Below are 23,302 nucleotides of genomic sequence, written 5' to 3'. Positions count from 1 at the left end.
AAGCGGGGATTACCATTAACGAATAGTCTTAGTAGTACCGATAAAATGGCAGAGAAACGCAATATCTTTCTGGTTGGGCCTATGGGTGCCGGCAAAAGCACTATTGGGCGTCAGTTAGCTCAACAACTCAATATGGAATTTTACGATTCTGATCAAGAGATTGAGAAACGAACCGGAGCTGATGTGGGCTGGGTTTTCGACGTAGAAGGCGAAGAAGGTTTCCGTGACCGAGAAGAAAAAGTGATCAACGAACTCACGGAAAAACAGGGCATCGTTCTGGCAACAGGCGGCGGCTCTGTGAAATCTCGCGAAACCCGCAACCGTCTCTCCGCCCGTGGCGTAGTGGTCTATCTTGAGACGACCATTGAGAAACAGCTGGCACGTACGCAGCGCGATAAAAAGCGCCCGCTGCTGCAGGTTGAAACGCCACCACGCGAAGTTCTGGAAGCGTTGGCCGATGAACGCAATCCGCTGTATGAAGAGATTGCCGATGTGACCATTCGTACCGACGACCAGAGCGCTAAAGTGGTTGCAAACCAGATTATTCATATGCTGGAAAGCAACTGATTCTGGCTTTATATACACTCGCCTGCGGGTAAAAGCATTAAAGGTGGATGTCGCGTCATGGAGAGGATTACAGTTACTCTCGGGGAACGTAGTTACCCTATCACCATCGCGGCTGGTTTGTTTAACGACCCAGCTTCCTTTTTACCACTGAAAGCGGGTGATCAGGCGATGCTGGTCACCAACGAGACGCTGGCTCCGCTTTATCTCGACCGCGTACGCCACCTGCTTGAGCAGGCGGGCGTAAAAGTCGACAGTGTGATTCTCCCCGATGGCGAGCAGTATAAAAGCCTGACGGTACTGGATACCGTCTTTACCGCATTGCTGCAAAAACCGCATGGTCGCGATACAACACTGCTTGCCCTGGGCGGCGGTGTTGTGGGCGATCTGACCGGCTTTGCGGCCGCAAGCTATCAGCGTGGTGTCCGCTTTATTCAAATCCCAACCACGTTGCTGTCCCAGGTCGACTCCTCTGTCGGTGGTAAAACGGCAGTGAACCATCCGCTTGGCAAAAACATGATTGGCGCGTTCTATCAGCCCGCATCGGTGGTGGTGGATCTCGACTGTCTGAAAACCCTGCCGAAGCGCGAACTGGCTTCGGGTCTGGCGGAAGTGATCAAATACGGCATTATTCTGGATGGCGAGTTCTTTAACTGGCTTGAAGAGAATATGGATGCGCTGCTGGGCCTCGATGAGGCAAAACTGGCATACTGCATTCGTCGTTGCTGTGAGCTGAAAGCAGAAGTTGTTGCCGCAGACGAGCGTGAAACGGGCTTACGTGCTTTACTGAATCTTGGGCATACGTTTGGTCACGCGATTGAAGCCGAAATGGGTTATGGCAACTGGCTGCACGGTGAAGCCGTCGCGGCCGGCATGGTGATGGCTGCCCGCACCTCTGAACGCCTTGGGCAGTTCAAACCGGAAGAGACGGCACGTATCATTGCGCTGCTTGAGCGTGCAGGTTTGCCGGTGAACGGGCCGCAGGAGATGTCGGCGCAAGCGTATTTACCCCACATGATGCGCGATAAAAAAGTATTGGCAGGTGAGATGCGTCTTGTACTCCCGCTTGCAATAGGGAAGAGTGAAGTGCGCGGCGGAGTGCCGCACGATGTCGTTCTTGGCGCTATCGCTGACTGTCAGCAAGCGTAACAACTAGAAAGGTCAGGCCACTGTCGCAGGTGGTCGTTTAGCTTCAGGTGAAATGCAAAGTCGTTGGCATAAGCCTTTGAGTGGGGTGTTAAATGGATGAATTCAAACCAGAAGACGAGCTGAAACCCGATCCCAGCGATCGTCGTACTGGTCGTTCTCGTCAATCTTCAGAACGTGATAACGAGCCGCAGATCAACTTTGACGATGTTGATCTGGATGCAGACGATCGTCGCCCTTCGCGCAGCCGCAACGCGCACGAAGAGCGAGCAGAAGAGGATTATGAGTCCGAAGAAGATTCAATGGACGAACAGCCTGTAGAGCGTCGCCCGCGTAAACGTAAAAAAGCCGCTGCGCCAAAACCGGCTTCCCGCCAGTACATTATGATGGGCCTTGGCGTTCTGGTGCTTGTGCTGCTGATTGTCGGCATTGGCTCCGCGCTTAAAGCACCGTCAACGAACTCAACCGAGCAAACGGCTTCCGCTGAGAAGAGCATCAACCTTTCCGGTAACGATGCGTCCAATCAGGCGAATGGCGCACAGCCAGCGCCGGGTGCTACTTCCGCAGAGCAGACCGCCGGTAACACCACAGCGCCGCAGGATGTTTCTCTGCCGCCCGTTTCTTCAACCCCAGCTCAGGGTCAGGCACCTGCTGCGCCAGAAGGTCAGCAGCGTGTGGAAGTTCAGGGAGACCTGAACAATGCGCTGACGCAGCCGCAGAACCAGCAGCAGGTTGATAACGTCGTGGTTAACTCTACGCTGCCAACTGAACCTGCAACCGTTGCCCCGATTCGCGGCGGTAACGCTCAGCCGCAAACGGCCGCGACGGAAACCAAACCGCACCAGACGCAGACTACAACACGTCCTGAACGTAAGCAGGCAGTGATTGAGCCTAAGCGTGAAACCAAACCTCAGGCAGTGGTAAAAGCGCCTGAAGTGAAAGCCGTACCGGCCCAGCCGAAACGCACGGAAACGGCTGCGGTGAGCGAGCCTGCTAAAGCGCCCGTCACGCAGACTGCGCCGAAAGCCACGGCGACCACCACGGCACCGGCTGCCACAGCGGCACCAGCCGCGACGGCAACCGCATCCAGCAGCGCGGCAGGTAAAACGGCAGGTAACGTCGGTTCGCTGAAGTCTGCGCCTTCCAGCAACTACACGCTGCAGCTGAGCAGTTCGTCTAACTACGACAACCTCAACAGCTGGGCGAAGAAATCAAATCTGAAAAACTATGTTGTTTATCAGACGACCCGTAACGGTCAGCCGTGGTATGTGCTGGTGAGCGGTGTTTATTCGTCAAAAGATGAAGCAAAACGTGCCGTAGCGGCGCTGCCAGCTGACGTTCAGGCGAAGAACCCATGGGCGAAGCCGATTCATCAGGTTCAGGCCGATCTGAAGTAATGTTTAAAGCGCAGGATGCTGTCGGAGCTTTCTCCACAGCCGGAGAAGGTGTAATCAGTTAGTCAGCATGAAAAAAAATCGCGCTTTTCTGAAATGGGCGGGGGGGAAATACCCCCTGCTCGATGATATTAAAAAGCACCTGCCTGAAGGCGAGTGTCTTATCGAACCTTTCGTGGGTGCGGGATCGGTGTTCCTCAACACCGATTTTTCTCGTTATATCCTGGCGGATATCAACAGCGACCTTATCAGCCTCTATAACATCGTTAAGCTCCGTACCGATGAGTATGTCGCAGAGGCGCGCAAGCTGTTTACGCCCGAGAACAATAACCCGGACGTTTACTACCAGTTCCGCGCGGAGTTTAACCAGAGCCAGGATCCGTTCCGCAGAGCCCTGCTGTTCCTCTATCTCAATCGTCATGGTTACAACGGCCTGTGCCGGTATAACCTGCGCGGGGAATTTAACGTGCCGTTTGGTCGCTACAAGCGCCCGTATTTCCCACAGGACGAGCTTTATCACTTTGCTGAAAAAGCGCAGAACGCGGAGTTTCATTGCCTCTCCTATGAAGAGTGTATGGAACTGGCAGGCGTTAATTCGGTGGTTTACTGTGACCCGCCATACGCGCCGCTGTCTGCGACGGCGAACTTCACCGCCTACCACACCAACAGCTTCAGCCCTGCCGAGCAGGCGCGTCTGGCGGAGATGGCGGAAAAGCTGGTCAGCAAAAGAATTCCGGTGTTAATTTCGAATCACGACACGCCTGATACGCGCGAATGGTACAAAGCCGCGAAGCATTTTCAGGTTAAGGTGCGGCGTAGCATTAGCAGCAACGGCGGCACACGTAAAAAGGTGGACGAACTCCTGGCTCTTTATCGCCCCTGAGCCGTTTTGCCCGCCGGTAAACACATTTCAAGGAGAAGCGGATGAAACAGTTTTTGATTGCTCCCTCAATTCTGTCGGCCGATTTTGCCCGCCTGGGTGAAGATACCGCCAACGCACTGGCGGCTGGCGCGGATGTCGTCCATTTCGACGTGATGGATAACCACTACGTTCCTAACCTGACCATCGGTCCGATGGTGCTCAAGGCGCTGCGTAACTATGGCATTACCGCCCCGATCGACGTTCACCTGATGGTGAAACCGGTTGATCGCATCGTGCCTGACTTCGCCGCGGCGGGTGCCAGCATCATCACCTTCCATCCGGAAGCCTCTGAACATGTGGATCGCACGCTGCAGCTGATCAAAGAGAACGGCTGTAAAGCGGGTCTGGTGTTTAACCCGGCCACGCCGCTGAGCTATCTCGACTATGTCATGGACAAGCTGGACGTGATCCTACTGATGTCCGTTAACCCCGGTTTTGGCGGCCAGTCATTCATTCCTCACACGCTGGATAAGCTGCGTGAAGTCCGCCGTCGTATCGACGAGTCAGGCTACGACATTCGTCTGGAAGTAGACGGCGGCGTGAAAGTGAATAACATTGGTGAAATTGCGGCGGCAGGCGCGGATATGTTCGTTGCCGGTTCTGCCATTTTCGACCAACCGGATTACAAAAAAGTCATCGATGAAATGCGCCGCGAGCTGGCGAAGGTAAGTCATGGATAAATTACAGGCTATTCGGGGTGTGGCATTCGACCTCGACGGCACGCTGGTTGACAGCGCGCCGGGCTTAACGAGCGCCGTCGACCAGGCGCTGTATGCACTTGAACTCCCCGTTGCGGGTGAAGAGCGCGTCGTCACGTGGATTGGCAACGGCGCCGATGTTCTGATGGCGCGCGCGTTGACGTGGGCGCGTCAGGAGCGTGCGTCGCAGCGTTCCGCCCAGGGTAAACCGAGCGTCGATCACGCGGATATCCCGCAGGAAGAGCAGCTGCGTATTCTGCGCAAACTGTTCGATCGTTTCTATGAAGAGACCGTCGAGGAGGGCAGCTTCCTGTTCCCGGACGTTCAGGAAACGCTGAGTACGCTGCACGCGAAGGGCATCCCGCTGGGTCTGGTGACCAACAAACCCACGCCGTTTGTCGCACCGCTGCTGGAAGCGCTCAATATCGCGAAGTATTTCTCCGTGATTGTGGGCGGCGACGATGTGCAGAACAAAAAGCCCCATCCGGAACCGCTGCTGCTGGTGGCAGGAAAATTATCCTTAACGCCTGCGGAGCTGCTCTTTGTCGGCGATTCCCGCAATGATATTCTGGCTGCCCGCGCGGCCGGGTGTCCTTCCGTGGGGTTAACCTATGGCTACAACTACGGTGAGGCCATTACGCTGAGTGAGCCGGACGTCGTTTTCGACCACTTCAAAGATTTGTTGCCCGCACTCGGGCTTTCGCACAGTGAACATCAGGAATTGAACAATGACTAAGCCCATCGTTTTTAGTGGCGCACAGCCTTCAGGTGAATTGACCATTGGTAACTACATGGGCGCGTTACGTCAGTGGGTCAGCATGCAGGATGACTACCATTGCATTTACTGCATCGTCGATCTCCATGCGATTACCGCCCGTCAGGATCCTGAGAAGCTGCGCAAAGCCACGCTGGACACCCTGGCGCTGTATCTTGCCTGTGGCATCGATCCGGAGAAGAGCACCATCTTCGTTCAGTCGCACGTGCCGGAGCACGCGCAGCTGGGCTGGGCGCTGAACTGCTACACCTATTTCGGCGAGCTGAGCCGCATGACGCAGTTCAAGGATAAATCCGCGCGCTACTCTGAAAACATCAACGCCGGCCTGTTTGACTATCCGGTGCTGATGGCGGCAGACATCCTGCTGTACCAGACTAACCAGGTTCCTGTCGGCGAAGACCAGAAGCAGCACCTGGAGCTGAGCCGCGATATCGCCCAGCGCTTCAACGCGCTCTACGGCGATGTGTTTAAAGTACCAGAGCCATTTATTCCGAAGTCCGGCGCACGCGTAATGTCGCTGCTGGAGCCGACCAAGAAGATGTCCAAGTCTGACGATAACCGCAACAACGTTATCGGCCTGCTGGAAGATCCGAAATCGGTGGTGAAAAAACTCAAGCGTGCCGTGACCGACTCCGACGAGCCGCCTGTTGTGCGCTACGACGTGCAGAACAAAGCGGGCGTCTCCAACCTGCTGGATATCCTCTCCGGCGTCACCGGCCAGAGCATCCCAGAGCTGGAAAAACACTTCGAAGGCAAGATGTACGGCCACCTGAAAGGCGAAGTGGCAGATGCCGTTTCCGGCATGCTGACCGAGCTGCAGGAGCGTTATCACCGCTACCGTAACGACGAAGCGTTCCTGCAGAAAGTGATGAAAGAGGGGGCGGAAAAAGCCAGCGCGCGCGCGTCCGAAACCCTGAAAGCGGTGTATGAAGCGATTGGGTTTGTGGCGAAACCTTAAGCCGCTGTGCCGGGTGGCGGCTTCGCCTTACCCGGCCTACGGGACCGTGTAGGTCGGGTAAGCGTCAGCGCCACCCGACAAAAAAACGCTCCGCATCAACAAAAAAACCGGGACATCCCGGTTTTTTTACGCCTGTAAAACGCTTACTGCTGTGCCGCCGGGCCGCAACCACCGATGATCTTCGAAATGGAGATCGCCGGGTGCAGCAGGTAATCGTAGCTGCAGTTATTTTTGGTGTTTTGAACGTGACCGGTGCAGGCCGTCAGCGTCGATAACAGGCCAACCAGAACGGCGGCTTTTGCCAGTTTGAACATACGCATTCCTTGTCTTTAAAACGAAAATTGGATGTAACTCAAGGGAATAAAGGGAAAAGTTCCACTTCGGGGCGGTATGTTATCGGTAGCGGTAAGAGGGGAGTAGTCCGCTTAAGGACTACTCCGGGGAGGAGGAATATGCGTTAGTGATTGGAGAACCAGTTCAGCCTGTCGCGCAGTTCAACCACGCGGCCCACCACAATCAGCGCCGGGCTTTCGACCTGCTGCGCCAGCTCGCCTAACTGCGTCAGCACGCCATCCACCACGCGCTGCGTAATGGCGGTGCCGTTTTCGACCAGCGCGACGGGCATATCCGCATCCATACCGTGCTCCAGCAGCTTCGCCTGAATCGTGGCGGCCTGATTGAGCCCCATGTAGAACACCAGCGTCTGCTTTTCGGCGGCCAGGTTATGCCAGTCCAGCTCGCTGCCGGTCTTCAGGTGGCCCGTCACCAGACGCACGCTCTGAGCGTAGTCGCGGTGGGTCAGCGGAATGCCAGAGTACGCTGAACAGCCGGACGCCGCCGTAATGCCGGGCACCACGGAGAACGGAATACCCGCGTCGCACAGGGTTTCCAGCTCCTCGCCGCCGCGACCAAAGATAAACGGATCGCCGCCCTTAAGGCGCACTACGCGTTTACCTTTCTGCGCCTCGCGCAGCAGGATCTGGTTGATCTCCTCCTGCGGCACGCAGTGGTAGCCCGCCCGTTTGCCCACGAAGACGCGGTCGGCATCGCGGCGCACCAGGTTCATGATGTCATCGGAGACCAGACGGTCGTACACCACGATATCCGCCTGCTGGATCTGCTGTAGCCCTTTCAGCGTCAGCAAACCCGCATCTCCGGGGCCTGCGCCTACCAGCACCACTTCGCCGCGATGGTCCAGCGGTTCGCTTAGCAACTGCTCGGTCGTCTCTTCAACGGCTTTGGTGTCCTGATTCGCCAGCGACTGCGCCAGCCTGTCGTTCACAAAGAATTTTTCCCAGAAGCGACGGCGCTCGCCCACGGTCGCGAAGGTTTGCTTCACGCGGGAACGCAGCTGACCGGCATAATGCGCAATCTGGCCAAGGTGTTGAGGCAACAGGGCTTCCAGTTTTTCCCGCAGCAGACGCGCGAGAACCGGCGAACGTCCCCCGGACGATACCGCAATCATCAGCGGCGAGCGGTCGATAATCGACGGCATGATAAAGCTGGCCTCTTTCGGCGCATCCACCACGTTGCAGAAGATACGGCGCGCTTCGCAGGCGTCGCTCACGCGCTGGTTCACTTCATCGTCATCCGTCGCGGCAATGGTCAGCCAGCAGGTGTCCAGCAGGGATTCATTAAACGCACCCTGTTCCAGCGTGAGCATCCCTTCCTGGGCCCAAACCTCAAACTGGGGGGCGAAGGAAAGGGCATTCACGGTCAGGCGGGCGCCAGCCTCTAACAGCAGGCGCGCTTTGCGCTCGGCCACGTCGCCGCCGCCCACGAGCAGGCAGTCGCGGTTGCGTAATTGACAAAAAATCGGCAGGTGATCCACGACGTTACCTCACAGCATTCATGGCGGGGGAAGAATTGACGTCAGGATAACAGCAGGAATCGTACAGAACATACGGTTTTTCCTGCCGTTACCCATAAGGGGTCATAAGCCTTTCCTATTGAAAAGGCGAGGGGTTACGCTTTCAGCTGCACCTCGCCGTCCTTCACGCGGACGTCGTAGTGTTTGACCGAGAAGCTTTCATCTTCCATGCAGAGTCCGTCGGTTAAGCGGAAACGCTGCTTTTTCAACGGGCTGGCGACCCACAGTTCACCCTGGTGCTCGGCAATCAGGCCGCGGGAGAGCACGCTGGCCTCAAAGAACGGGTCGATATTGCTGATAGCAAAGACCTGTTCATCGTGGCGAGGGCGGAAAATCGCCACCTGCTCGTTGCCCAGCAGCGCGCAGACGCCGGTGGCGGGGAGAATGTCGTTAATATTGCAGATGTTTACCCACTGGCTCATGCGTTTTCCTCCACCAGCGTGACCGGAATACGTTCATACGGCGTGGCCGGACGATGCTGTTCGCGCTCCGGCACAACCTGTACGTTCGGGTCGCGCAGGGTGCTGTTGATAAAGTGTTTGAAGCGCGTCTGCGCCGCCGGGGTGTTGACGGTTTCCGTCCACTCGCAGATCACCGCCTCACGCAGGCGGGCCATCTCCGCTTCCAGATGTTCGTTCAGGCCCAGCTTGTCGTCGATAATGACCGATTTCAGGTAGTCGATGCCGCCCTCGAGGTTATCGAGCCAGGAGGCGGTACGGGTCAGCTTATCGGCGGTACGGATGTAGAACATCATGAAGCGGTCGAGATACTGAATCAGCGTGTCGCGATCGAGATCCGCCGCCAGCAGGTCCGCATGGCGCGGTTTCATCCCGCCGTTGCCGCATACATACAGGTTCCAGCCTTTCTCGGTGGCAATAATACCCACGTCTTTACCCTGCGCTTCCGCACATTCGCGGGTACAGCCGGAGACGCCGAACTTCATTTTGTGCGGGGTACGGATGCCTTTGTAGCGGTTTTCCAGCTCAACGCCGAAGCCCACGCTGTCGCCGACGCCGTAGCGGCACCAGGTGCTGCCCACGCAGGTTTTTGCCATGCGCAGCGCTTTGGCGTACGCGTGGCCGGTTTCGAAGCCCGCTTCAATCAGCTGACGCCAGATTTCCGGCAGGTCGTCCTTCTGCGCGCCAAACAGGCCGATACGCTGGGAGCCGGTAATTTTGGTGTAGAGGTTAAATTCACGTGCGATACGGCCCACCGCGACCAGCCCTTCCGGCGTAATTTCACCACCGGCGGAACGCGGAATGACGGAGTAAGTACCGTCTTTCTGAATGTTCGCCAGGAAGTTGTCGTTGGTGTCCTGCAGCGGCGTATGTTCTGGTTTGAGCACGTACTCATTCCAGCAGGACGCCAGCAGGGAGCCGACGGTCGGTTTACACACTTCACAGCCGTAGCCCTGGCCGTGTTTCGCCAGCAGTTCGTCGAAGGACTTGATGCCTTCCACGCGGATCAGATGGTACAGCTCCTGGCGAGAGTAAGCGAAGTGCTCGCACAGGTTGTTGTTCACTTCGATGCCCTGTTTCGCCAGCTCGGCGTTCAGCACCTGGGTGACCAGCGGAATACAGCCGCCGCAGCCGGTACCGGCTTTGGTTTCCGCTTTCAGCGCCGCAACGGTGTGGCACCCTTTGTTGATCGCGGAGATCAGCATGCCTTTGGTGACGTCGAAGCAGGAGCAAATCTGCGCGCTGTCCGGCAGTTTATCCACGCCGATGGACGGCTTGCCGCTGGAGGCGTGCGCCGGGAGGATCAGCGCGTCCGGGTTTTCCGGCAGCTCGATGGCGTTGAGCACCAGCTGGAGCAGGTTACCGAAGTCGCTGGTGTCGCCCACCAGCACCGCGCCGAGCAGGGTTTTGTTGTCCTGGCTGACGATGAGACGTTTGTAGACTTCTTTGCTTTCGTCGAGGTAGACATAGCTGCGCGCGCCGGGCGTGCGGCCGTGCGCATCGCCAATACCGCCTACGTCCACGCCCAGCAGCTTCAGCTTGGCGCTCATGTCTGCGCCTGTGAAGGCGTTTTCGCTGCCCAGGATATGATCCACGGCGACCTGCGCCATTTTGTACCCGGGCGCGACCAGGCCGAATACGCGGTTGTTCCAGCTGGCGCATTCGCCGATGGCGTAAATATCCGGGTCGGAGGTCTGGCAGGTGTCGTTAATCATGATCCCACCGCGCTGCGCGACGGCCAGGCCGCACTGCGTTGCCAGCTTGTCGCGCGGGCGGATGCCGGTGGAGAAGACGATGAAGTCCACCTCCAGCTCGCTGCCGTCGGCAAAGCGCATGGTTTTGCGCGCTTCAGTCCCTTCCTGCACGATCTCTTTGGTGTTCTTGCTGGTGTGAACCTTCACGCCCATGCTTTCGATCTTACGGCGCAGCTGATCGCCACCCATGTGGTCGAGCTGTTCGGCCATCAGCATTGGCGCAAATTCGATAACGTGGGTTTCAACACCGAGGTTTTTCAGCGCGCCAGCCGCTTCCAGACCCAGCAGACCGCCGCCGACCACCGCGCCGCGTTTGCTTCGACGCGCACAGGATTCGATGGCGTTGAGGTCTTCAATGGTACGGTAAACGAAGCAATCCTGGGTTTCCGAGCCTTTAATCGGCGGGATCCACGGATACGAGCCCGTCGCCATGATCAGCTTATCGTAAAAAACCGTACGGCCGGCGCTGGAGTGGATCACTTTTTCCTGACGGTTGATGGTGATAGCGCGTTCGCCCACCAGCACTTTTACGCCATGCTTCTCGTAGAAACCTTCACGCACCAGAGAGAGCTCTTCGGCGGTATGATGGGAGAAGTAGGAAGACAGGTGCACACGGTCGTATGCCTTGCGGGGTTCTTCACAGAACACGGTAATATCGAACTGCTCAGCATCGGCTTTATCGAGAAGATCCTCAATAAAGCGGTGGCCGACCATGCCGTTACCGATGATAGCGAGTCTGACTTTGCTCATTATTGCCTCGATTTCTTTTCTATTATTGCCTACCTTAACGATTCAGCAGGGGCGCTTATTGATGCAAATCAAATACGCCTTCGCCTACTCCTTAGGTGGTATATGACTGATTTGTCAGGATTTTTATAAGTGGCGGAAATCGCAGGCTTTTCGTGTTCGTTGAATTTGTGTACAAATCAGGGGCGGTTTTGCAAAAATCGATACGCCTGAATATCAGCTGCGTTTATGAGGGGAAAGGTATGTCTACATCACCGTTATGGCTTGTTCAGAATGTGCGTTTACCGGGTCGGGAAGGGCTGTGGCAACTTGCCATCGAGAACGGGCGTTTTGGTGATATCACCCCCATGGACGATACCCACGCCGAAAGTTATGAGGTACTGAACGCGCGCGGTGGGCTTGCTCTCCCGCCGTTCATCGAGCCGCATATTCATCTTGATACCACCCAGACGGCGGGGGAGCCGAACTGGAACCAGTCCGGCACGCTGTTTGAGGGCATTGAGCGCTGGGCGGAGCGCAAGGCGCTGCTCAGCCATGACGACGTGAAAGCACGCGCCTGGAAAACGCTGAAGTGGCAAATCGCTAACGGCATTCAGTTTGTCCGCACCCATGTGGATGTCTCTGACCCAACGCTTACCGCCCTGAAGGCGATGCTGGAGGTGAAGCAGGAGGTGGCCCCGTGGGTAACGCTGCAAATCGTCGCGTTTCCTCAGGAAGGTATTCTCTCTTACCCGAACGGCGCGGCGCTGCTGGAAGAGGCGTTAAAACTGGGGGCCGACGTGGTGGGGGCGATCCCACATTTTGAGTTCACCCGTGAGTACGGCGTCCAGTCGCTGCACATCGCTTTTGAGCTGGCGAAGAAGTATGACCGCCCGCTGGATATCCACTGCGATGAAATTGACGACGAACAGTCGCGGTTTGTCGAGACGGTGGCCACGCTGGCGTATGAGGCCGGCATCGGCCCGCGCGTGACGGCCAGCCACACCACCGCCATGCACGCCTATAACGGCGCTTACACCTCGCGGCTCTTCCGTCTGCTGAAGATGTCGGGGATTAACTTCGTTGCGAACCCGCTGGTCAACATCCACCTGCAGGGGCGCTTTGATGACTATCCGAAGCGTCGTGGCATCACCCGCGTGAAAGAGCTGCAGGAGGCAGGTATTAACGTCTGCTTTGGTCATGACGACGTCTTCGACCCGTGGTACCCGCTCGGCACCGGCAACATGCTGCAGGTGCTGCATATGGGGCTACATGTCTGCCAGATGATGGGCTATCCGCAAATCGACAGCGGCCTGAACCTGATTACCCATAACAGCGCCCGCACCTTTGGCCTGAGCGATTACGGTATTGAAACGGGAAATCCGGCAAACCTGATTATTCTGCCTGCGGAGAGCGGGTTTGAAGCGGTGCGCTGTCAGGTGCCGGTGCGCTGGTCGATTCGTCAGGGGCGGATTATTGCCACTACGCAGCTGGCGCAGACCTGGATCCAAATGGATACCGGAGGAGAAGAGGTCAGTTTCGCCAGAAACAGCCCCTCTGCGTAATGCAAAGGGGCGCAGGGTTTAGTGCGATGCCGCTGTCGCGTTGTGCTGGCGGTGGCGGGTCACAAAGCCCAGGATGAAGCACATAATGAACACCACGGCGTACAGACCGTTCGCGGTGTGCAGCGCCGCCAGCGGGCCGCTGTGGGCAACGATCGGGCCCGTCACCACGAAGGTCAGCATGGTACCGATGGTGCCGCAGGTCAGAACGAAGTTAACCAGCTTCGGCGAGGCCACTTTGGTCTGTAGGGAGCCCAGGGTGATGATCGAGGTGTAAATCGCGCTGGAGAAGAAGCCCAGGGTCAGAATGAACCACGGCATATGCTCCGGCGAACCGTTGATGAACAGATACATCAGAACGGTCGCCAGGCCCGCCAGCACGGTCAGAATGCGCTGCAGGTCGAAGAAGCGCAGGATGAAGCTAAACGCCCACATGCCGAACATGTAGGACATCCAGAAATCGCTCACCAGTTTGCCCGCGTCGTTCAGGCTCATGCCCAGACCTTTGGCATATTCCGGTACCCAGGAGATAAAGCCCAGCTGGCCCAGGATGTAGCACAGGGCGGCGATGGAGAGGAACAGCACGCCGATACCCCATTTCTCTTTCGCCACAGGCTCTGCCGTGGTTTGCGCTTTTTTACCCAGCACCGGGAAGTCGCAGCCGAAGGTCAGAATGAAAATTGCAACGTAGACCAGACCGATGCAGGCGTAGACCCAGTACCACTCAATGCTGCGTGCCAGCAGAACGGCAGCGACCATCGGGAAGATCATTCCGGCCATGCTGAAGAAGGAGTCGGTAAACAGCAGGCGCGCGCCGCGCTGGCGGCCTTCATACATATGGGTAATCAGGAACGTCCCGATCGACATGGTGATCCCGCTGACCAGGCCGAGCACGAACATGGCGGCTGAGAACAGGGCGATGCTGTGGCTGAGCATCAGACCCGCCACGGCGGCAACCATCAGCACGAAGCCGAAGCGAAGCTGGGTTTTCAGCGGCACGATTTCCATCAGCCAGGCATTCAGGAAGATAGAGATCAGGATCCCTGCGTTGAGGAAGGTGAAGGTGTTGCTCATGCTGGAAACGGGCAGCTGGAAGTAGTCTGCGATATTCCCCATCACCATCCCGGTGACGATCACCAACGCGCCGGTCAGGGCGTAGGAGAAGAAGCTGATCCATGTGAGCTTGATGCGATTGCTGTTAGTCATGTCTGGCCTGTTCAAAAAAAGAAAAGCGCCGAAGGGGCGCTGAGAGCGGGCAGATTTTAGTCGCTAAAGTGATCCATTCCTATCTTTTAAGGGTAATGATTATGTCATTGCAGGTTTTAATGTGATCTAAATCACATTAAGTGGCGGTCTAACCAATCGTTTGCGCAGTAATAATTGTTTCAATTTCGTAAAATTAGGTAAAAGGCTGGTCTACGTTCATACTGCTCTTTAGAATCAAGCCATTCGCTTTTTATACTGCGCTTTGTTAAGGAATTCTCATGCTCAAATCAACACTGGCGGCTGTCGCAGCTGTGTTTGCTCTTTCTGCCGTTTCCCCTGCTGCGCTGGCAGCAAAAGGGGACCCTCACGTTCTGCTGACCACCTCCGCCGGGAATATTGAGCTGGAACTGAATAGCCAGAAAGCTCCGGTTTCTGTGAAAAACTTCCTCGACTATGTGAACAGTGGTTTCTATAACAACACCACCTTCCACCGCGTGATCCCGGGCTTCATGATTCAGGGTGGCGGCTTCAACGAGCAGATGCAGCAGAAACAGCCGAACCCGCCAATCAAAAACGAAGCGGACAACGGCCTGCTGAACAAGCGCGGCACGATCTCTATGGCGCGTACCGCAGACAAAGATAGCGCGACCAGCCAGTTCTTCCTCAACGTGGCGGATAACGCCTTCCTCGACCACGGCCAGCGCGACTTCGGCTATGCGGTGTTCGGTAAAATCGTGAAAGGGATGGACGTGGCCGATAAGATTTCTCAGGTGCCTACCCATGACGTCGGTCCGTATCAGAATGTGCCGTCCAAACCTGTCGTGATCCTCTCCGCAAAAGTTCTGCCGTAACGTTCTTCGACGCGGGCGAGGCTCGCCCGTGTTGTGACCCCTCCCTGCGAAAGCGCGTTTTGCTGCTTATACTTGTGGCAAACGGACTATTCAGGGAGGCGTTAAGTGAAAAAACTCACCGACAAGCAAAAATCCCGTCTCTGGGAGCAGCAGCGTAGCGTCAACTTTCAGGCCAGTTGTCTCCTTGAGAAAGGTAATGGTCCATCGGATCCCGAGATTGAGAGCCTGGCGCTTGGGCCTTCCGCGCCCGGGTTACCCCATCTGTGCCTTATTCACCGCCATCTCTACCGCAGAGAGATGAAGCGGGCAGGTGAGTTCCGTACCGACGATATTTTCAAAGGTGATATTCCCTTCTGCCATTTCGAATACATCGAAAAGATGGGTAATGAACTGATGGCGGCGCTGGAAAGCGAAAAGTATCTGGCTGGCCTTGAGAAAGCGGCGTTTATTGAAAAAATTAGCCATTATTATTGTGAAATCAACATGCTGCATCCTTTTGCGCGTGGTAACGGTATTGCTCAGCGCGTTTTCTTTGAGCAGCTGGCGATCCATGCGGGCTATTCACTGGACTGGCGCGATATCGATCCCGAGGAGTGGGTGTCCGCTAACCGCAGCGGCGCAACGGGGGATTTAACCGCGCTAAACGCGATCTTTGCCAAAGTAGTGAGCGAAGCGCGGGAATCTGAGTAGAATAGGGCGGCATTTTTTTCGGGAGCCGCCATGATTCTGCTGATTGATAACTACGATTCCTTCACCTGGAACCTTTACCAGTATTTTTGCGAACTGGGTGCAGAGGTGGTTGTCCGACGTAACGACGAGATTGGCCTGGCCGATATCGAGACGCTGGCTCCGCAGAAAATCGTGATTTCACCCGGCCCCTGCACGCCGTCGGAATCAGGTATTTCGCTGGAGGTTATCCAGCACTATGCCGGCAAGCTGCCGATCCTCGGCGTTTGTCTGGGCCATCAGGCGATTGCCCAGGCCTTTGGTGCCACCATCGTGCGCGCCGCCAAAGTCATGCACGGTAAAACCTCGCCGGTCACCCACACGGGCACCGGAGTGTTCACGGGGCTCAATAATCCGTTAACCGTGACGCGCTACCATTCGCTGGTGATTGACCCGTCGACGCTGCCCGACGGCTTTGAGGTGACCGCCTGGAGCGATACGCAGGAGATCATGGGGATTCGTCACCGCGAATGGGATCTCGAAGGCGTGCAGTTCCATCCAGAAAGCATCCTCAGCGAGCAGGGGCACGCGCTGCTGGCAAATTTCCTCCATCGCTGAATATCTGTTGCCTTGCTGTGATTTTTTATGCATATTTTGTGATTATATTTTCACAATCAATGTGACATAAAATGGATGGGCATGACATGGCAACTGAACAACCAGCAATTACCCGCGCGACATTCGATGAAGTGATTCTGCCGATTTATGCACCGGCTGAATTTATCCCGGTGAAGGGGAAAGGCAGCCGCGTCTGGGATCAGCAGGGCAAGGAGTATGTGGATTTCGCGGGCGGTATTGCGGTCACGGCGCTGGGTCATTGCCATCCCGCGCTGGTGGAGGCGCTGAAAACCCAGGGTGAAACCCTGTGGCACACCAGCAACGTGTTCACCAACGAACCGGCGCTGCGCCTGGGCCGTAAGATCATTGATGCCACGTTTGCCGAGCGCGTGCTGTTTATGAACTCCGGCACCGAAGCCAACGAAACCGCCTTTAAGCTGGCGCGCTACTACGCGACCACGCGCCACAGCCCGTACAAAACCAAAATCATCGCCTTCCACAATGCCTTCCACGGGCGCTCCTTCTTTACCGTCTCCGTTGGCGGCCAGCCGAAGTATTCCGACGGGTTTGGTCCGAAACCGGCCGACATCATCCACGTGCCGTTTAACGATCTGCACGCGGTGAAAGCGGTGATGGACGACCACACCTGCGCGGTGGTGGTCGAGCCTATTCAGGGGGAAGGCGGCGTGACCGCGGCAACCCCGGAATTCCTGAAAGGGCTGCGCGCGCTGTGCGACGAACATCAGGCGCTGCTGGTGTTTGATGAAGTGCAGTGCGGGATGGGGCGTACCGGGGACCTGTTTGCCTATATGCACTACGGCGTGACGCCGGATATTCTGACCAGCGCGAAAGCGCTCGGCGGCGGTTTCCCGGTGAGTGCGGTCCTGACGACGCAGGAGATCGCCTCCGCGTTCCACGTCGGTTCTCATGGCTCTACCTACGGCGGTAACCCGCTGGCGAGCGCCGTGGCGGGGGCCGCGTTCGACATCATCAACACGCCAGAGGTGCTAAACGGCGTTAGCGCGAAGCGCGAGCTGTTTGTGAAGCACCTGAAGCAGATTGACGAGCAGTACGACGTGTTCAGCGAGATCCGCGGGATGGGGCTGCTGATTGGCGCCGAGCTGAAGCCGCAGTACAAGGGCCGCGCGCGCGACTTCCTGCACACCGCCGCTCGCGAAGGGGTGATGGTGCTCAACGCCGGGCCGGACGTGATGCGCTTTGCGCCGTCGCTGGTGGTGGAAGACAAAGACATCGAAGACGGCTTAACCCGCTTTGCCGCGGCGGTTGCAAAGATCGTTAAAGGCTAATATTCGGTTCGTTTCAACCGGCGCGTTAACCAAACCCCATGATGCGGACGCTGACGCCATGCCACCGACGAAATGGTGTGCATGGTGTTCAGATGCCCCAGCACGCGCTGCAAGTGTTGCTCCAGGGTGCTCATTGGCCCGTGGGTTAACGTCTCCGGCGCTTCCAGAATATTTAAATCCCCCGACTCGCCCGGCGAGTCATACTCCAGACGCTGCTGGCAGCGCTGCAACGCAATTTCACACGACTGCAGGTAGCGCTGCGCCAGATCCGGCGTCAGCATCGTGTGCTCGCGCGCCAGCGTCGTCATGGCGTTAATGTGCTCAACGATAAACTGACTGTGCGTTACCCACAGCTTCATATCGGCCAGATAATGTGAGTTAAAGCCCGGCTCCTGCATCGCCTGGTTGAGCGAGTTGAACAGGGCGTTGTGCGCCTGGTTGACCTTCATGCGCTGATACGCCAGCGGGGAGGGCTGCGGGTCGTCGCTCAGGATGAGGCGAATGGCCTGCTGGTCGGCCTCCAGCGCGTCGTGGGCGTTCTGCCTGAGCAGCCCGCTCTGCCACTGCGGCCACAGCCAGACCATGCCGCCGAAGGCAATCAGGCAGCCGATCAGGGTATCAATCAGCCTGGCGATAATAAACTGTTCGCCGTTCAGCGTAAGCAGCTGCAGGGTGTAGACCGCCGTCACCGTAAAGCCCACCATCGCCCAGCCGTAATTTTTGCGGATAATCAGGTAGCTAACCAGCGTGATCGCCAGCATGCCTGCCAGGGTATAGCCTTCCGGCACGTGGAAGTGCAGCGTTACGCCTGCAATGATCAGCCCGGCCATGGTGCCGCCCGCCCGGTGCAGAATACGCACCCGCGTGGCGCCGTAGCCGTTCTGGGTGACGAACAGCACGGTCATTAAGATCCAGTAGGGCTTCGGCAGATGCAGTGCCATGCCCATCAGGCTGGCGATACTGAGCATCACGCTAATTCGTGCGGCATTGCGCAGGGCGGACGATTTGAGAGACAGATAGCTTTTGAGCGCGGGCAACAGGGGAAGCCGTTTTTGTTTATCCGCCATCAGGTCGCGGGAATAAAGCGGGCGCTGGGTGCGCAGCACGCGGGCGATGCGGCTGAAGTGCCAGGCGGCAAACTGGCCGACCGGATTATCCGGATGCTGACGGGCGATTTTCTCCAGCGCGCCGAGCTGTTTTTCCATGTTAAAGCGCGTGGGATAGCGGTGGTAGAGAATATCGTCAGCCAGCACGCGCAGGCGTGCCGAGACGGTCTGCGCGTTCCAGCGGATCACCGCTTCGGCGTGGCTGCGCTCAACCAGCTTTTGCACCTCCTGCGGGTGGTGCAGGCTAACGGAGATATGCTCCTGCAGATCCAGGCCTACCTGGAAGGTGCGCAGCAGCCGTTTGTATTCGTGGTTCTTATTGGCGGCGAGCATATGCAGCTGCTGATAGCACTGGCTTATCAGATCCACCACCTTCTGCTGGCGCGTCAGCAGCGGCGGTAAGGCTTTTTCCGGATCGGTATGCTGGGTGAGCAGGGTATATTTGGCTTCGCAGTATTCCGCCAACTGCACATAGAGCAGGCTCAGGGATTCGCGCAGCGGCTGTTCCCGCCACAGCCAGAACCAGAACCAGTTAAACAGCCCGTACCACAGTGTCCCCAGCGCGTAGATCAGTAGCGGCTCCCACACCGGCATATTCCCGGCGAGGCTCAGCGTGAAGATGGCCGCAATCAGCGAGGCGGGTAGCAGGCGGGCGTGCAGCGAGCTGATTTCCGCCGTGACGCCGAGCGTCATCGCCAGCACCGTCAGGATCAGCGGCAGCGGGATATCCCGGGCCAGTAAAAGCTGTACGGCAAGGCTACAGCCAGCAAACAGGCAGCCGCCCACGATCAGTCGTTTGAAAAAGCGCTTATGCGGTGTGTCCAGGCCAGCAATGTTGCAGCAGGCGGGCACGAGGGAAAAGAGCAGGCCTTGCTGAAGGTGTCCGAGGATCAGGCCGATGGCCACGGGTAGACACAACACCAGCGTTTGTCGCAGTGCGTAGTTAACTTCCGGGTGATAGATCAGCCTGCGCCACATGAGGAGTAGAGACAAAAACGGCGTGACACCTTGCGATGGCACGCCGTTTAAGCGGAATTAACGCGTTCCGTAGACCACGATGGTTTTACCGTGGGCGGAGATCAGGTTTTGATCTTCGAGCATTTTCAGGATACGACCCACTGTTTCACGGGAGCAACCGACGATCTGACCAATTTCCTGACGGGTAATTTTAATTTGCATGCCGTCCGGGTGGGTCATGGCGTCCGGCTGTTTCGCCAGGTTCAGCAGCGTCTGCGCGATACGACCGGTTACGTCCAGGAAGGCGAGGTTACCTACCTTCTCAGAGGTCACTTGCAGACGGCGTGCCATTTGGGAAGAGAGACGCATCAGAATGTCAGGGTTAACCTGAATCAGCTGACGGAACTTCTTGTAAGAAATTTCAGCCACTTCACATGCTGTCTTTGCACGAACCCAGGCGCTACGTTCCTGGCCCTCTTCAAACAGGCCCAGTTCACCGATGAAATCGCCCTGGTTCAGATAAGAAAGGATCATCTCTTTCCCTTCTTCATCTTTGATCAGCACTGCCACCGAGCCTTTAACGATGTAATACAACGTTTCCGCTTTTTCACCCTGGTGAATCAGCGTGCTCTTTGATGGGTACTTATGAATGTGGCAATGAGACAAGAACCATTCGAGAGTCGGGTCTGTTTGCGGTTTGCCAAGCACCATGCGCTGTTATCCTCTGTTATAAGCTGTCACCAGAGTCATCAGATGCATCCGGACTCTGGGGTTGCAATCGAATTCTTACCCATACCCTGGGAAGTCGGCTACCGTAACGTTTCGCAGCCAGTAAAGTTTGATGTCCTCTGCATACATGTGTAACGTCAATGTATTACTGTAGCATCCTGAGTGTTTTAGCATAGCTTTCGCCGCGTGTCTCCTGGTGTCTCGCTTCAGCATGATGCAGGTCGCCTTCCATTGCGAGAAATGTAACGCACGCGTAATCTGTCACCAAAAATGCAACGTTGGAGTTTAAGAATATGCAAGCGCGCGTGAAGTGGGTTGAAGGTTTAACGTTCCTGGGCGAGTCCGCGTCAGGACATCAGATTTTGATGGATGGTAACTCCGGCGATAAAGCGCCCAGCCCAATGGAAATGGTGCTGATGGCGGCAGGGGGATGCAGCGCCATTGACGTGGTGTCGATTCTGCAAAAAGGCCGTCATGACGTGACGGATTGTGAGGTCAAACTCACGTCAGAACGCCGCGAAGAGGCGCCACGCCTGTTCACCCACATCAATCTGCACTTTGTGGTCACCGGTAAAGAACTGAAAGACGCGGCGGTTTCACGTGCGGTGGACCTGTCTGCGGAGAAGTACTGCTCTGTCGCGTTAATGCTGGAGAAAGCGGTAAAAATCACCCATTCGTATGAAGTGATCGAGGCTTAATGTTTTGGCGGGTGGCGCTTCGCTGACCCGCCCTACAAAAGCACGACCGTAGGCCCGGTAAGCGCAGCGCCACCGGGCAAAAAACTCACGCGATCTGTTTCCCTTCCATCAGTCGCTCCACCAGCGGCGTCATGATGAGCTCCATCGCCAGCCCCATTTTTCCGCCCGGTACGACTAATGTATTCATGTGAGAAATAAACGAGCCCTGCAGCATCGCCAGCAGCCAGGGGTAGTCGATGCCTTCGAGATTGCGGAAATGGATCACCACAAAGCTCTCATCCAGGGATGGGATACTTTTGGCCGCGAACGGGTTGGAGGTGTCCACCGTCGGCACGCGCTGGAAGTTGATATGGGTGCGGGAAAACTGCGGCGTCAGGAAGTTGATGTAGTCTTCCATGGAGCGCACCACCGAATCCATCACTGCTTCGCGCGAGTGGCCGCGCTCGCTCATGTCACGCGTCAGCTTCTGGATCCACTCCAGGTTAACGATAGGCACCACGCCAACCAGCAGATCCACGTGGCGCGCCACATCGTGCTGCGGCGTGACCACGCCGCCGTGTAATCCTTCGTAGAACAGCACGTCGGTAGGTTCCGGCAGGGGCTGCCAGGGGGTAAAGGTGCCAGGCACCTGATTCCAGGGAACGGCTTCATCATAGGTATGCAGATACTTGCGGGACTGCCCTTTACCGCTCTGGCCGTACTCAATAAAGGTTTGTTCCAGCAGGCCGAAGTCATTGGCTTCCGGACCGAAGTAGCTGATGTGTTTACCCAGATCGCGCGCCTTACGGATGGCCATGTCCATCTCCGGGCGCGTGTAGCGGTGAAAGCTGTCGCCTTCGACCTCCGCCGCACGGAGATTCAGCTGGGCGAAAATCTTGCGAAATGCGAGGCTGGTGGTGGTGGTTCCCGCACCACTTGACCCCGTAACGGCAATAACCGGATGTCTGGCAGACATAGCAACTCCCTGACTGAAAAGGGTGGAAGATCAGCCGTGAAACGCGTTGCGGGGCATGATATTGACCGTCTCATGCAGTTCTGACCACACCAGCACCACGTCGCCGCTTTTCAGCTGGCGCTTTACATCGTTGACCTTTTGCTCAAGCGAGCGTTCCTGTTCACCATAATCGGTGCCTTCGCGTAATACAAAGCTTTCAATCAGATTATCGAGCGTTTCGGGAGCCAGATCCTGCCAGGGAATAATCATGTTGCACCGTCCAGATAAGGGGTTAGCCAGTCAGGAATACGCGCCTCAAGCCACATTTTCGGGCGACGCAGCGTGCCGCCGATAAACCCGACGTGGCCGCCGTGCTCGGTCAACTGATAGTGAACGTTGTCGGGCAGGAATTCCTGAGCGGGAATCGAGTGATGATCCATAAAAGGGTCATCTTTGGCATGAATGATCAGCGTCGGCTGCGTGATCTTGCTGAGCAGCGGCATGGCGCTGCATTGACGATAATAGTCAATCGCATCGGCGAAACCGTGAATTTTCGCGGTGATCAGATCGTCGAATTCGCGTATGCGGCGCACTTTTTTCAGCTGGCGCAGGCTGACCGGGAGGGTGTCCGGGTAGGCCTTCAGCTTACGCGCCGCGTTGGCCTTCAGCAGGTTGAGCAGGTAGCGCTGATAGACGCGGGAAAAGCCTTTATCCATGTGGTAGCTGCACTGCTCCAGCATGAACGGGGCGGAGACGATGACGGCGGCATCCAGCGGGACGCTTTCCCCTTCTTTAGCTAACAGGCAGGCCAGCATATTTCCGCCCAACGAGTAGCCTACGGCCGCGGTGGGCACGGTGCCAAAGTTGTCCCGCAGCCAGTGTAAAAACCACGTGCCGTCTTCTGTTTCACCCGAGTGATAGATACGCTTCTGCCGGTTCGGCTCGCCGCTGCAGCCGCGAAAATGCATCACCACGCCGAGCCAGCCGCGCGCTTTGGCCGCCTCAATGAGCCCGTGTGCATACGGGCTGTGCAGGCTGCCTTCCAGACCGTGAAAAACCACCAGCCGCGGCTTATGTCGAGCCTGATCCGGCGCTTCGCTCCAGGCGAGATCCAGAAAGTCACCGTCTGGCAGATCTAGCCGCTGCCAGTGTGGGGTGAACTGAACCTTGCGGCGGATCAGTCGCGGCAGCATGGTCTGCAAATGGCGATTGGCGACGCCGCGCATAGGCACGAACTCAGTGCTGTCTTCGGCTGCAATCTCGAAGCCTGATGGAATGATTTGGGTCATAAGCGCGATGCTGATTCTTGTCGGAAATTAACGATACTTTCCGAATTGTACCCCGTTTAGCCTGGTTTTCCGAAACATGAACTGATCCCGATCACAAATATTTACCTTGATTAT

23 protein-coding genes are annotated in these 23,302 nt (G+C 56.8%); 13 read left to right on the top strand and 10 right to left on the bottom strand.

Translation table 11 applies throughout. From position 1 onward, the window contains the following. Positions 1–45 precede the first annotated feature (45 nt). The 7 genes from aroK (at position 46) to trpS (ending at position 6,457) form a co-directional block, all read left to right on the top strand. Positions 46–567, top strand: a complete 522-nt coding sequence (aroK, locus tag ACOTXT_RS04755; protein ID WP_003861630.1) for a shikimate kinase AroK — start codon at positions 46–48, stop codon at positions 565–567. Positions 568–624: 57 nt separating this feature from the next. Beyond that, positions 625–1,713: a 3-dehydroquinate synthase gene (gene aroB / locus ACOTXT_RS04750; RefSeq protein ID WP_021242200.1), complete on the top strand. Its 1,089-nt coding sequence runs from the start codon at positions 625–627 to the stop codon at positions 1,711–1,713. 92 nt (positions 1,714–1,805) lie between these two features. Continuing rightward, on the top strand, positions 1,806–3,107 hold the full coding sequence (damX, locus tag ACOTXT_RS04745; RefSeq protein WP_032675573.1) for a cell division protein DamX: 1,302 nt from the start codon (positions 1,806–1,808) through the stop codon (positions 3,105–3,107). Positions 3,108–3,174: 67 nt separating this feature from the next. Further along, positions 3,175–3,987 carry an adenine-specific DNA-methyltransferase gene (gene dam, locus ACOTXT_RS04740; RefSeq protein ID WP_008503033.1) on the top strand — a complete coding sequence of 271 codons (813 nt, stop codon included), beginning with the start codon at positions 3,175–3,177 and terminating at the stop codon, positions 3,985–3,987. Between the two features lie 41 nt (positions 3,988–4,028). Beyond that, positions 4,029–4,706 (top strand): ribulose-phosphate 3-epimerase, encoded by a 678-nt coding sequence (rpe, locus tag ACOTXT_RS04735; protein WP_008503032.1) that lies wholly within the window; start codon positions 4,029–4,031, stop codon positions 4,704–4,706. Then, positions 4,699–5,460, top strand: a complete 762-nt coding sequence (gene gph, locus ACOTXT_RS04730; protein ID WP_055321996.1) for a phosphoglycolate phosphatase — start codon at positions 4,699–4,701, stop codon at positions 5,458–5,460. Before rpe ends, gph begins: the two co-directional genes overlap by 8 nt. Further along, positions 5,453–6,457, top strand: coding sequence for a tryptophan--tRNA ligase (gene trpS, locus ACOTXT_RS04725; protein ID WP_023298773.1), 1,005 nt, complete (start codon positions 5,453–5,455; stop codon positions 6,455–6,457). The genes gph and trpS overlap by 8 nt, the downstream gene beginning before the upstream one ends. Positions 6,458–6,600: 143 nt before the next feature. On the opposite strand, the gene ACOTXT_RS04720 is transcribed toward trpS, so the two are convergent. The 4 genes from ACOTXT_RS04720 to nirB all read right to left on the bottom strand — a co-directional run bounded on the left by ACOTXT_RS04720 (position 6,601) and on the right by nirB (position 11,289). Then, positions 6,601–6,771 (bottom strand): YhfL family protein, encoded by a 171-nt coding sequence (locus tag ACOTXT_RS04720; protein WP_008503029.1) that lies wholly within the window; start codon positions 6,769–6,771, stop codon positions 6,601–6,603. A gap of 143 nt (positions 6,772–6,914) precedes the next feature. Next, positions 6,915–8,288 carry a siroheme synthase CysG gene (cysG, locus tag ACOTXT_RS04715; RefSeq protein WP_055321995.1) on the bottom strand — a complete coding sequence of 458 codons (1,374 nt, stop codon included), beginning with the start codon at positions 8,286–8,288 and terminating at the stop codon, positions 6,915–6,917. Between the two features lie 134 nt (positions 8,289–8,422). Further along, a complete protein-coding gene (gene nirD / locus ACOTXT_RS04710) occupies positions 8,423–8,749 on the bottom strand; it encodes a nitrite reductase small subunit NirD (protein ID WP_008503027.1) in 327 nt (108 codons plus the stop codon). Next, the gene (gene nirB / locus ACOTXT_RS04705) at positions 8,746–11,289 is read right to left on the bottom strand and encodes a nitrite reductase large subunit NirB (protein ID WP_055321994.1); all 2,544 of its coding nucleotides are present in this window, start codon (positions 11,287–11,289) and stop codon (positions 8,746–8,748) included. The genes nirD and nirB overlap by 4 nt, the downstream gene beginning before the upstream one ends. Before the next feature lie 239 nt (positions 11,290–11,528). Between nirB and ACOTXT_RS04700 the strand changes: the two genes are divergently transcribed. Then, entirely contained in the window at positions 11,529–12,830 is a 1,302-nt protein-coding gene (locus ACOTXT_RS04700) for a cytosine deaminase (protein WP_055322006.1), read from the top strand. 18 nt (positions 12,831–12,848) lie between these two features. Here the strand turns inward: ACOTXT_RS04700 and tsgA are convergent, their stop codons facing one another. Continuing rightward, positions 12,849–14,033 carry an MFS transporter TsgA gene (tsgA, locus tag ACOTXT_RS04695; protein WP_055321993.1) on the bottom strand — a complete coding sequence of 395 codons (1,185 nt, stop codon included), beginning with the start codon at positions 14,031–14,033 and terminating at the stop codon, positions 12,849–12,851. Positions 14,034–14,311: 278 nt separating this feature from the next. Here tsgA and ppiA point away from each other — a divergent pair, with 278 nt between their 5' ends. The 4 genes from ppiA (at position 14,312) to argD (ending at position 17,475) form a co-directional block, all read left to right on the top strand. Then, positions 14,312–14,884, top strand: coding sequence for a peptidylprolyl isomerase A (ppiA, locus tag ACOTXT_RS04690; RefSeq protein WP_014885514.1), 573 nt, complete (start codon positions 14,312–14,314; stop codon positions 14,882–14,884). A gap of 105 nt (positions 14,885–14,989) precedes the next feature. Continuing rightward, positions 14,990–15,574, top strand: coding sequence for a putative adenosine monophosphate-protein transferase Fic (locus tag ACOTXT_RS04685; protein ID WP_008503022.1), 585 nt, complete (start codon positions 14,990–14,992; stop codon positions 15,572–15,574). A 30-nt stretch (positions 15,575–15,604) separates the two neighbouring features. Next, positions 15,605–16,168 (top strand): aminodeoxychorismate synthase component 2, encoded by a 564-nt coding sequence (gene pabA, locus ACOTXT_RS04680; protein ID WP_008503021.1) that lies wholly within the window; start codon positions 15,605–15,607, stop codon positions 16,166–16,168. Positions 16,169–16,254: 86 nt separating this feature from the next. After that, positions 16,255–17,475, top strand: a complete 1,221-nt coding sequence (gene argD, locus ACOTXT_RS04675) for a bifunctional acetylornithine/succinyldiaminopimelate transaminase (RefSeq protein ID WP_333163883.1) — start codon at positions 16,255–16,257, stop codon at positions 17,473–17,475. Here the strand turns inward: argD and ACOTXT_RS04670 are convergent. Continuing rightward, the gene (locus tag ACOTXT_RS04670; RefSeq protein ID WP_008503019.1) at positions 17,472–19,559 is read right to left on the bottom strand and encodes a YccS/YhfK family putative transporter; all 2,088 of its coding nucleotides are present in this window, start codon (positions 19,557–19,559) and stop codon (positions 17,472–17,474) included. The two genes, argD and ACOTXT_RS04670, sit on opposite strands and share 4 nt — an antisense overlap. 57 nt (positions 19,560–19,616) lie before the next feature. Then, the gene (crp, locus tag ACOTXT_RS04665) at positions 19,617–20,249 is read right to left on the bottom strand and encodes a cAMP-activated global transcriptional regulator CRP (protein WP_000242758.1); all 633 of its coding nucleotides are present in this window, start codon (positions 20,247–20,249) and stop codon (positions 19,617–19,619) included. Positions 20,250–20,560: 311 nt separating this feature from the next. Between crp and ACOTXT_RS04660 the strand changes: the two genes are divergently transcribed. Beyond that, entirely contained in the window at positions 20,561–20,965 is a 405-nt protein-coding gene (locus ACOTXT_RS04660) for an OsmC family protein (protein ID WP_008503018.1), read from the top strand. A gap of 85 nt (positions 20,966–21,050) precedes the next feature. On the opposite strand, the gene ACOTXT_RS04655 is transcribed toward ACOTXT_RS04660, so the two are convergent. Genes ACOTXT_RS04655 through ACOTXT_RS04645 form a run of 3 tightly spaced genes read right to left on the bottom strand, consistent with a single transcriptional unit; the run spans position 21,051 to position 23,188 of the window. Continuing rightward, entirely contained in the window at positions 21,051–21,920 is an 870-nt protein-coding gene (locus tag ACOTXT_RS04655) for a phosphoribulokinase (RefSeq protein ID WP_008503017.1), read from the bottom strand. A gap of 30 nt (positions 21,921–21,950) precedes the next feature. Further along, complete coding sequence (locus ACOTXT_RS04650) at positions 21,951–22,169, bottom strand: YheU family protein (protein ID WP_008503016.1); 219 nt, start codon at positions 22,167–22,169, stop codon at positions 21,951–21,953. Then, complete coding sequence (locus ACOTXT_RS04645) at positions 22,166–23,188, bottom strand: hydrolase (protein ID WP_023294713.1); 1,023 nt, start codon at positions 23,186–23,188, stop codon at positions 22,166–22,168. Before ACOTXT_RS04645 ends, ACOTXT_RS04650 begins: the two co-directional genes overlap by 4 nt. Between the last annotated feature and the right edge of the window lie 114 nt (positions 23,189–23,302).

This window comes from Enterobacter cloacae complex sp. IR5422 (assembly GCF_049238165.1).
In the GTDB taxonomy this organism is placed as follows: domain Bacteria; phylum Pseudomonadota; class Gammaproteobacteria; order Enterobacterales; family Enterobacteriaceae; genus Enterobacter; species Enterobacter roggenkampii.
This window is presented reverse-complemented; position numbering and strand designations above follow the sequence as displayed.

What these genes read in the sequence shown, in the direction of transcription:
- aroK (WP_003861630.1), top strand. Translation starts at nt 46, where the DNA reads ATGGCAGAGAAACGCAATATCTTTCTGGTTGGGCCTATGGGTGCCGGC.
- ACOTXT_RS04650 (WP_008503016.1), bottom strand. Translation starts at nt 22,169, where the DNA reads ATGATTATTCCCTGGCAGGATCTGGCTCCCGAAACGCTCGATAATCTG.
- ACOTXT_RS04700 (WP_055322006.1), top strand. Translation starts at nt 11,529, where the DNA reads ATGTCTACATCACCGTTATGGCTTGTTCAGAATGTGCGTTTACCGGGT.
- trpS (WP_023298773.1), top strand. Translation starts at nt 5,453, where the DNA reads ATGACTAAGCCCATCGTTTTTAGTGGCGCACAGCCTTCAGGTGAATTG.
- argD (WP_333163883.1), top strand. Translation starts at nt 16,255, where the DNA reads ATGGCAACTGAACAACCAGCAATTACCCGCGCGACATTCGATGAAGTG.
- dam (WP_008503033.1), top strand. Translation starts at nt 3,175, where the DNA reads ATGAAAAAAAATCGCGCTTTTCTGAAATGGGCGGGGGGGAAATACCCC.
- damX (WP_032675573.1), top strand. Translation starts at nt 1,806, where the DNA reads ATGGATGAATTCAAACCAGAAGACGAGCTGAAACCCGATCCCAGCGAT.
- aroB (WP_021242200.1), top strand. Translation starts at nt 625, where the DNA reads ATGGAGAGGATTACAGTTACTCTCGGGGAACGTAGTTACCCTATCACC.
- nirB (WP_055321994.1), bottom strand. Translation starts at nt 11,289, where the DNA reads ATGAGCAAAGTCAGACTCGCTATCATCGGTAACGGCATGGTCGGCCAC.
- ACOTXT_RS04720 (WP_008503029.1), bottom strand. Translation starts at nt 6,771, where the DNA reads ATGTTCAAACTGGCAAAAGCCGCCGTTCTGGTTGGCCTGTTATCGACG.
- pabA (WP_008503021.1), top strand. Translation starts at nt 15,605, where the DNA reads ATGATTCTGCTGATTGATAACTACGATTCCTTCACCTGGAACCTTTAC.
- ACOTXT_RS04655 (WP_008503017.1), bottom strand. Translation starts at nt 21,920, where the DNA reads ATGTCTGCCAGACATCCGGTTATTGCCGTTACGGGGTCAAGTGGTGCG.
- ACOTXT_RS04645 (WP_023294713.1), bottom strand. Translation starts at nt 23,188, where the DNA reads ATGACCCAAATCATTCCATCAGGCTTCGAGATTGCAGCCGAAGACAGC.
- ppiA (WP_014885514.1), top strand. Translation starts at nt 14,312, where the DNA reads ATGCTCAAATCAACACTGGCGGCTGTCGCAGCTGTGTTTGCTCTTTCT.
- nirD (WP_008503027.1), bottom strand. Translation starts at nt 8,749, where the DNA reads ATGAGCCAGTGGGTAAACATCTGCAATATTAACGACATTCTCCCCGCC.
- tsgA (WP_055321993.1), bottom strand. Translation starts at nt 14,033, where the DNA reads ATGACTAACAGCAATCGCATCAAGCTCACATGGATCAGCTTCTTCTCC.
- crp (WP_000242758.1), bottom strand. Translation starts at nt 20,249, where the DNA reads ATGGTGCTTGGCAAACCGCAAACAGACCCGACTCTCGAATGGTTCTTG.
- gph (WP_055321996.1), top strand. Translation starts at nt 4,699, where the DNA reads ATGGATAAATTACAGGCTATTCGGGGTGTGGCATTCGACCTCGACGGC.
- ACOTXT_RS04660 (WP_008503018.1), top strand. Translation starts at nt 20,561, where the DNA reads ATGCAAGCGCGCGTGAAGTGGGTTGAAGGTTTAACGTTCCTGGGCGAG.
- rpe (WP_008503032.1), top strand. Translation starts at nt 4,029, where the DNA reads ATGAAACAGTTTTTGATTGCTCCCTCAATTCTGTCGGCCGATTTTGCC.
- ACOTXT_RS04670 (WP_008503019.1), bottom strand. Translation starts at nt 19,559, where the DNA reads ATGTGGCGCAGGCTGATCTATCACCCGGAAGTTAACTACGCACTGCGA.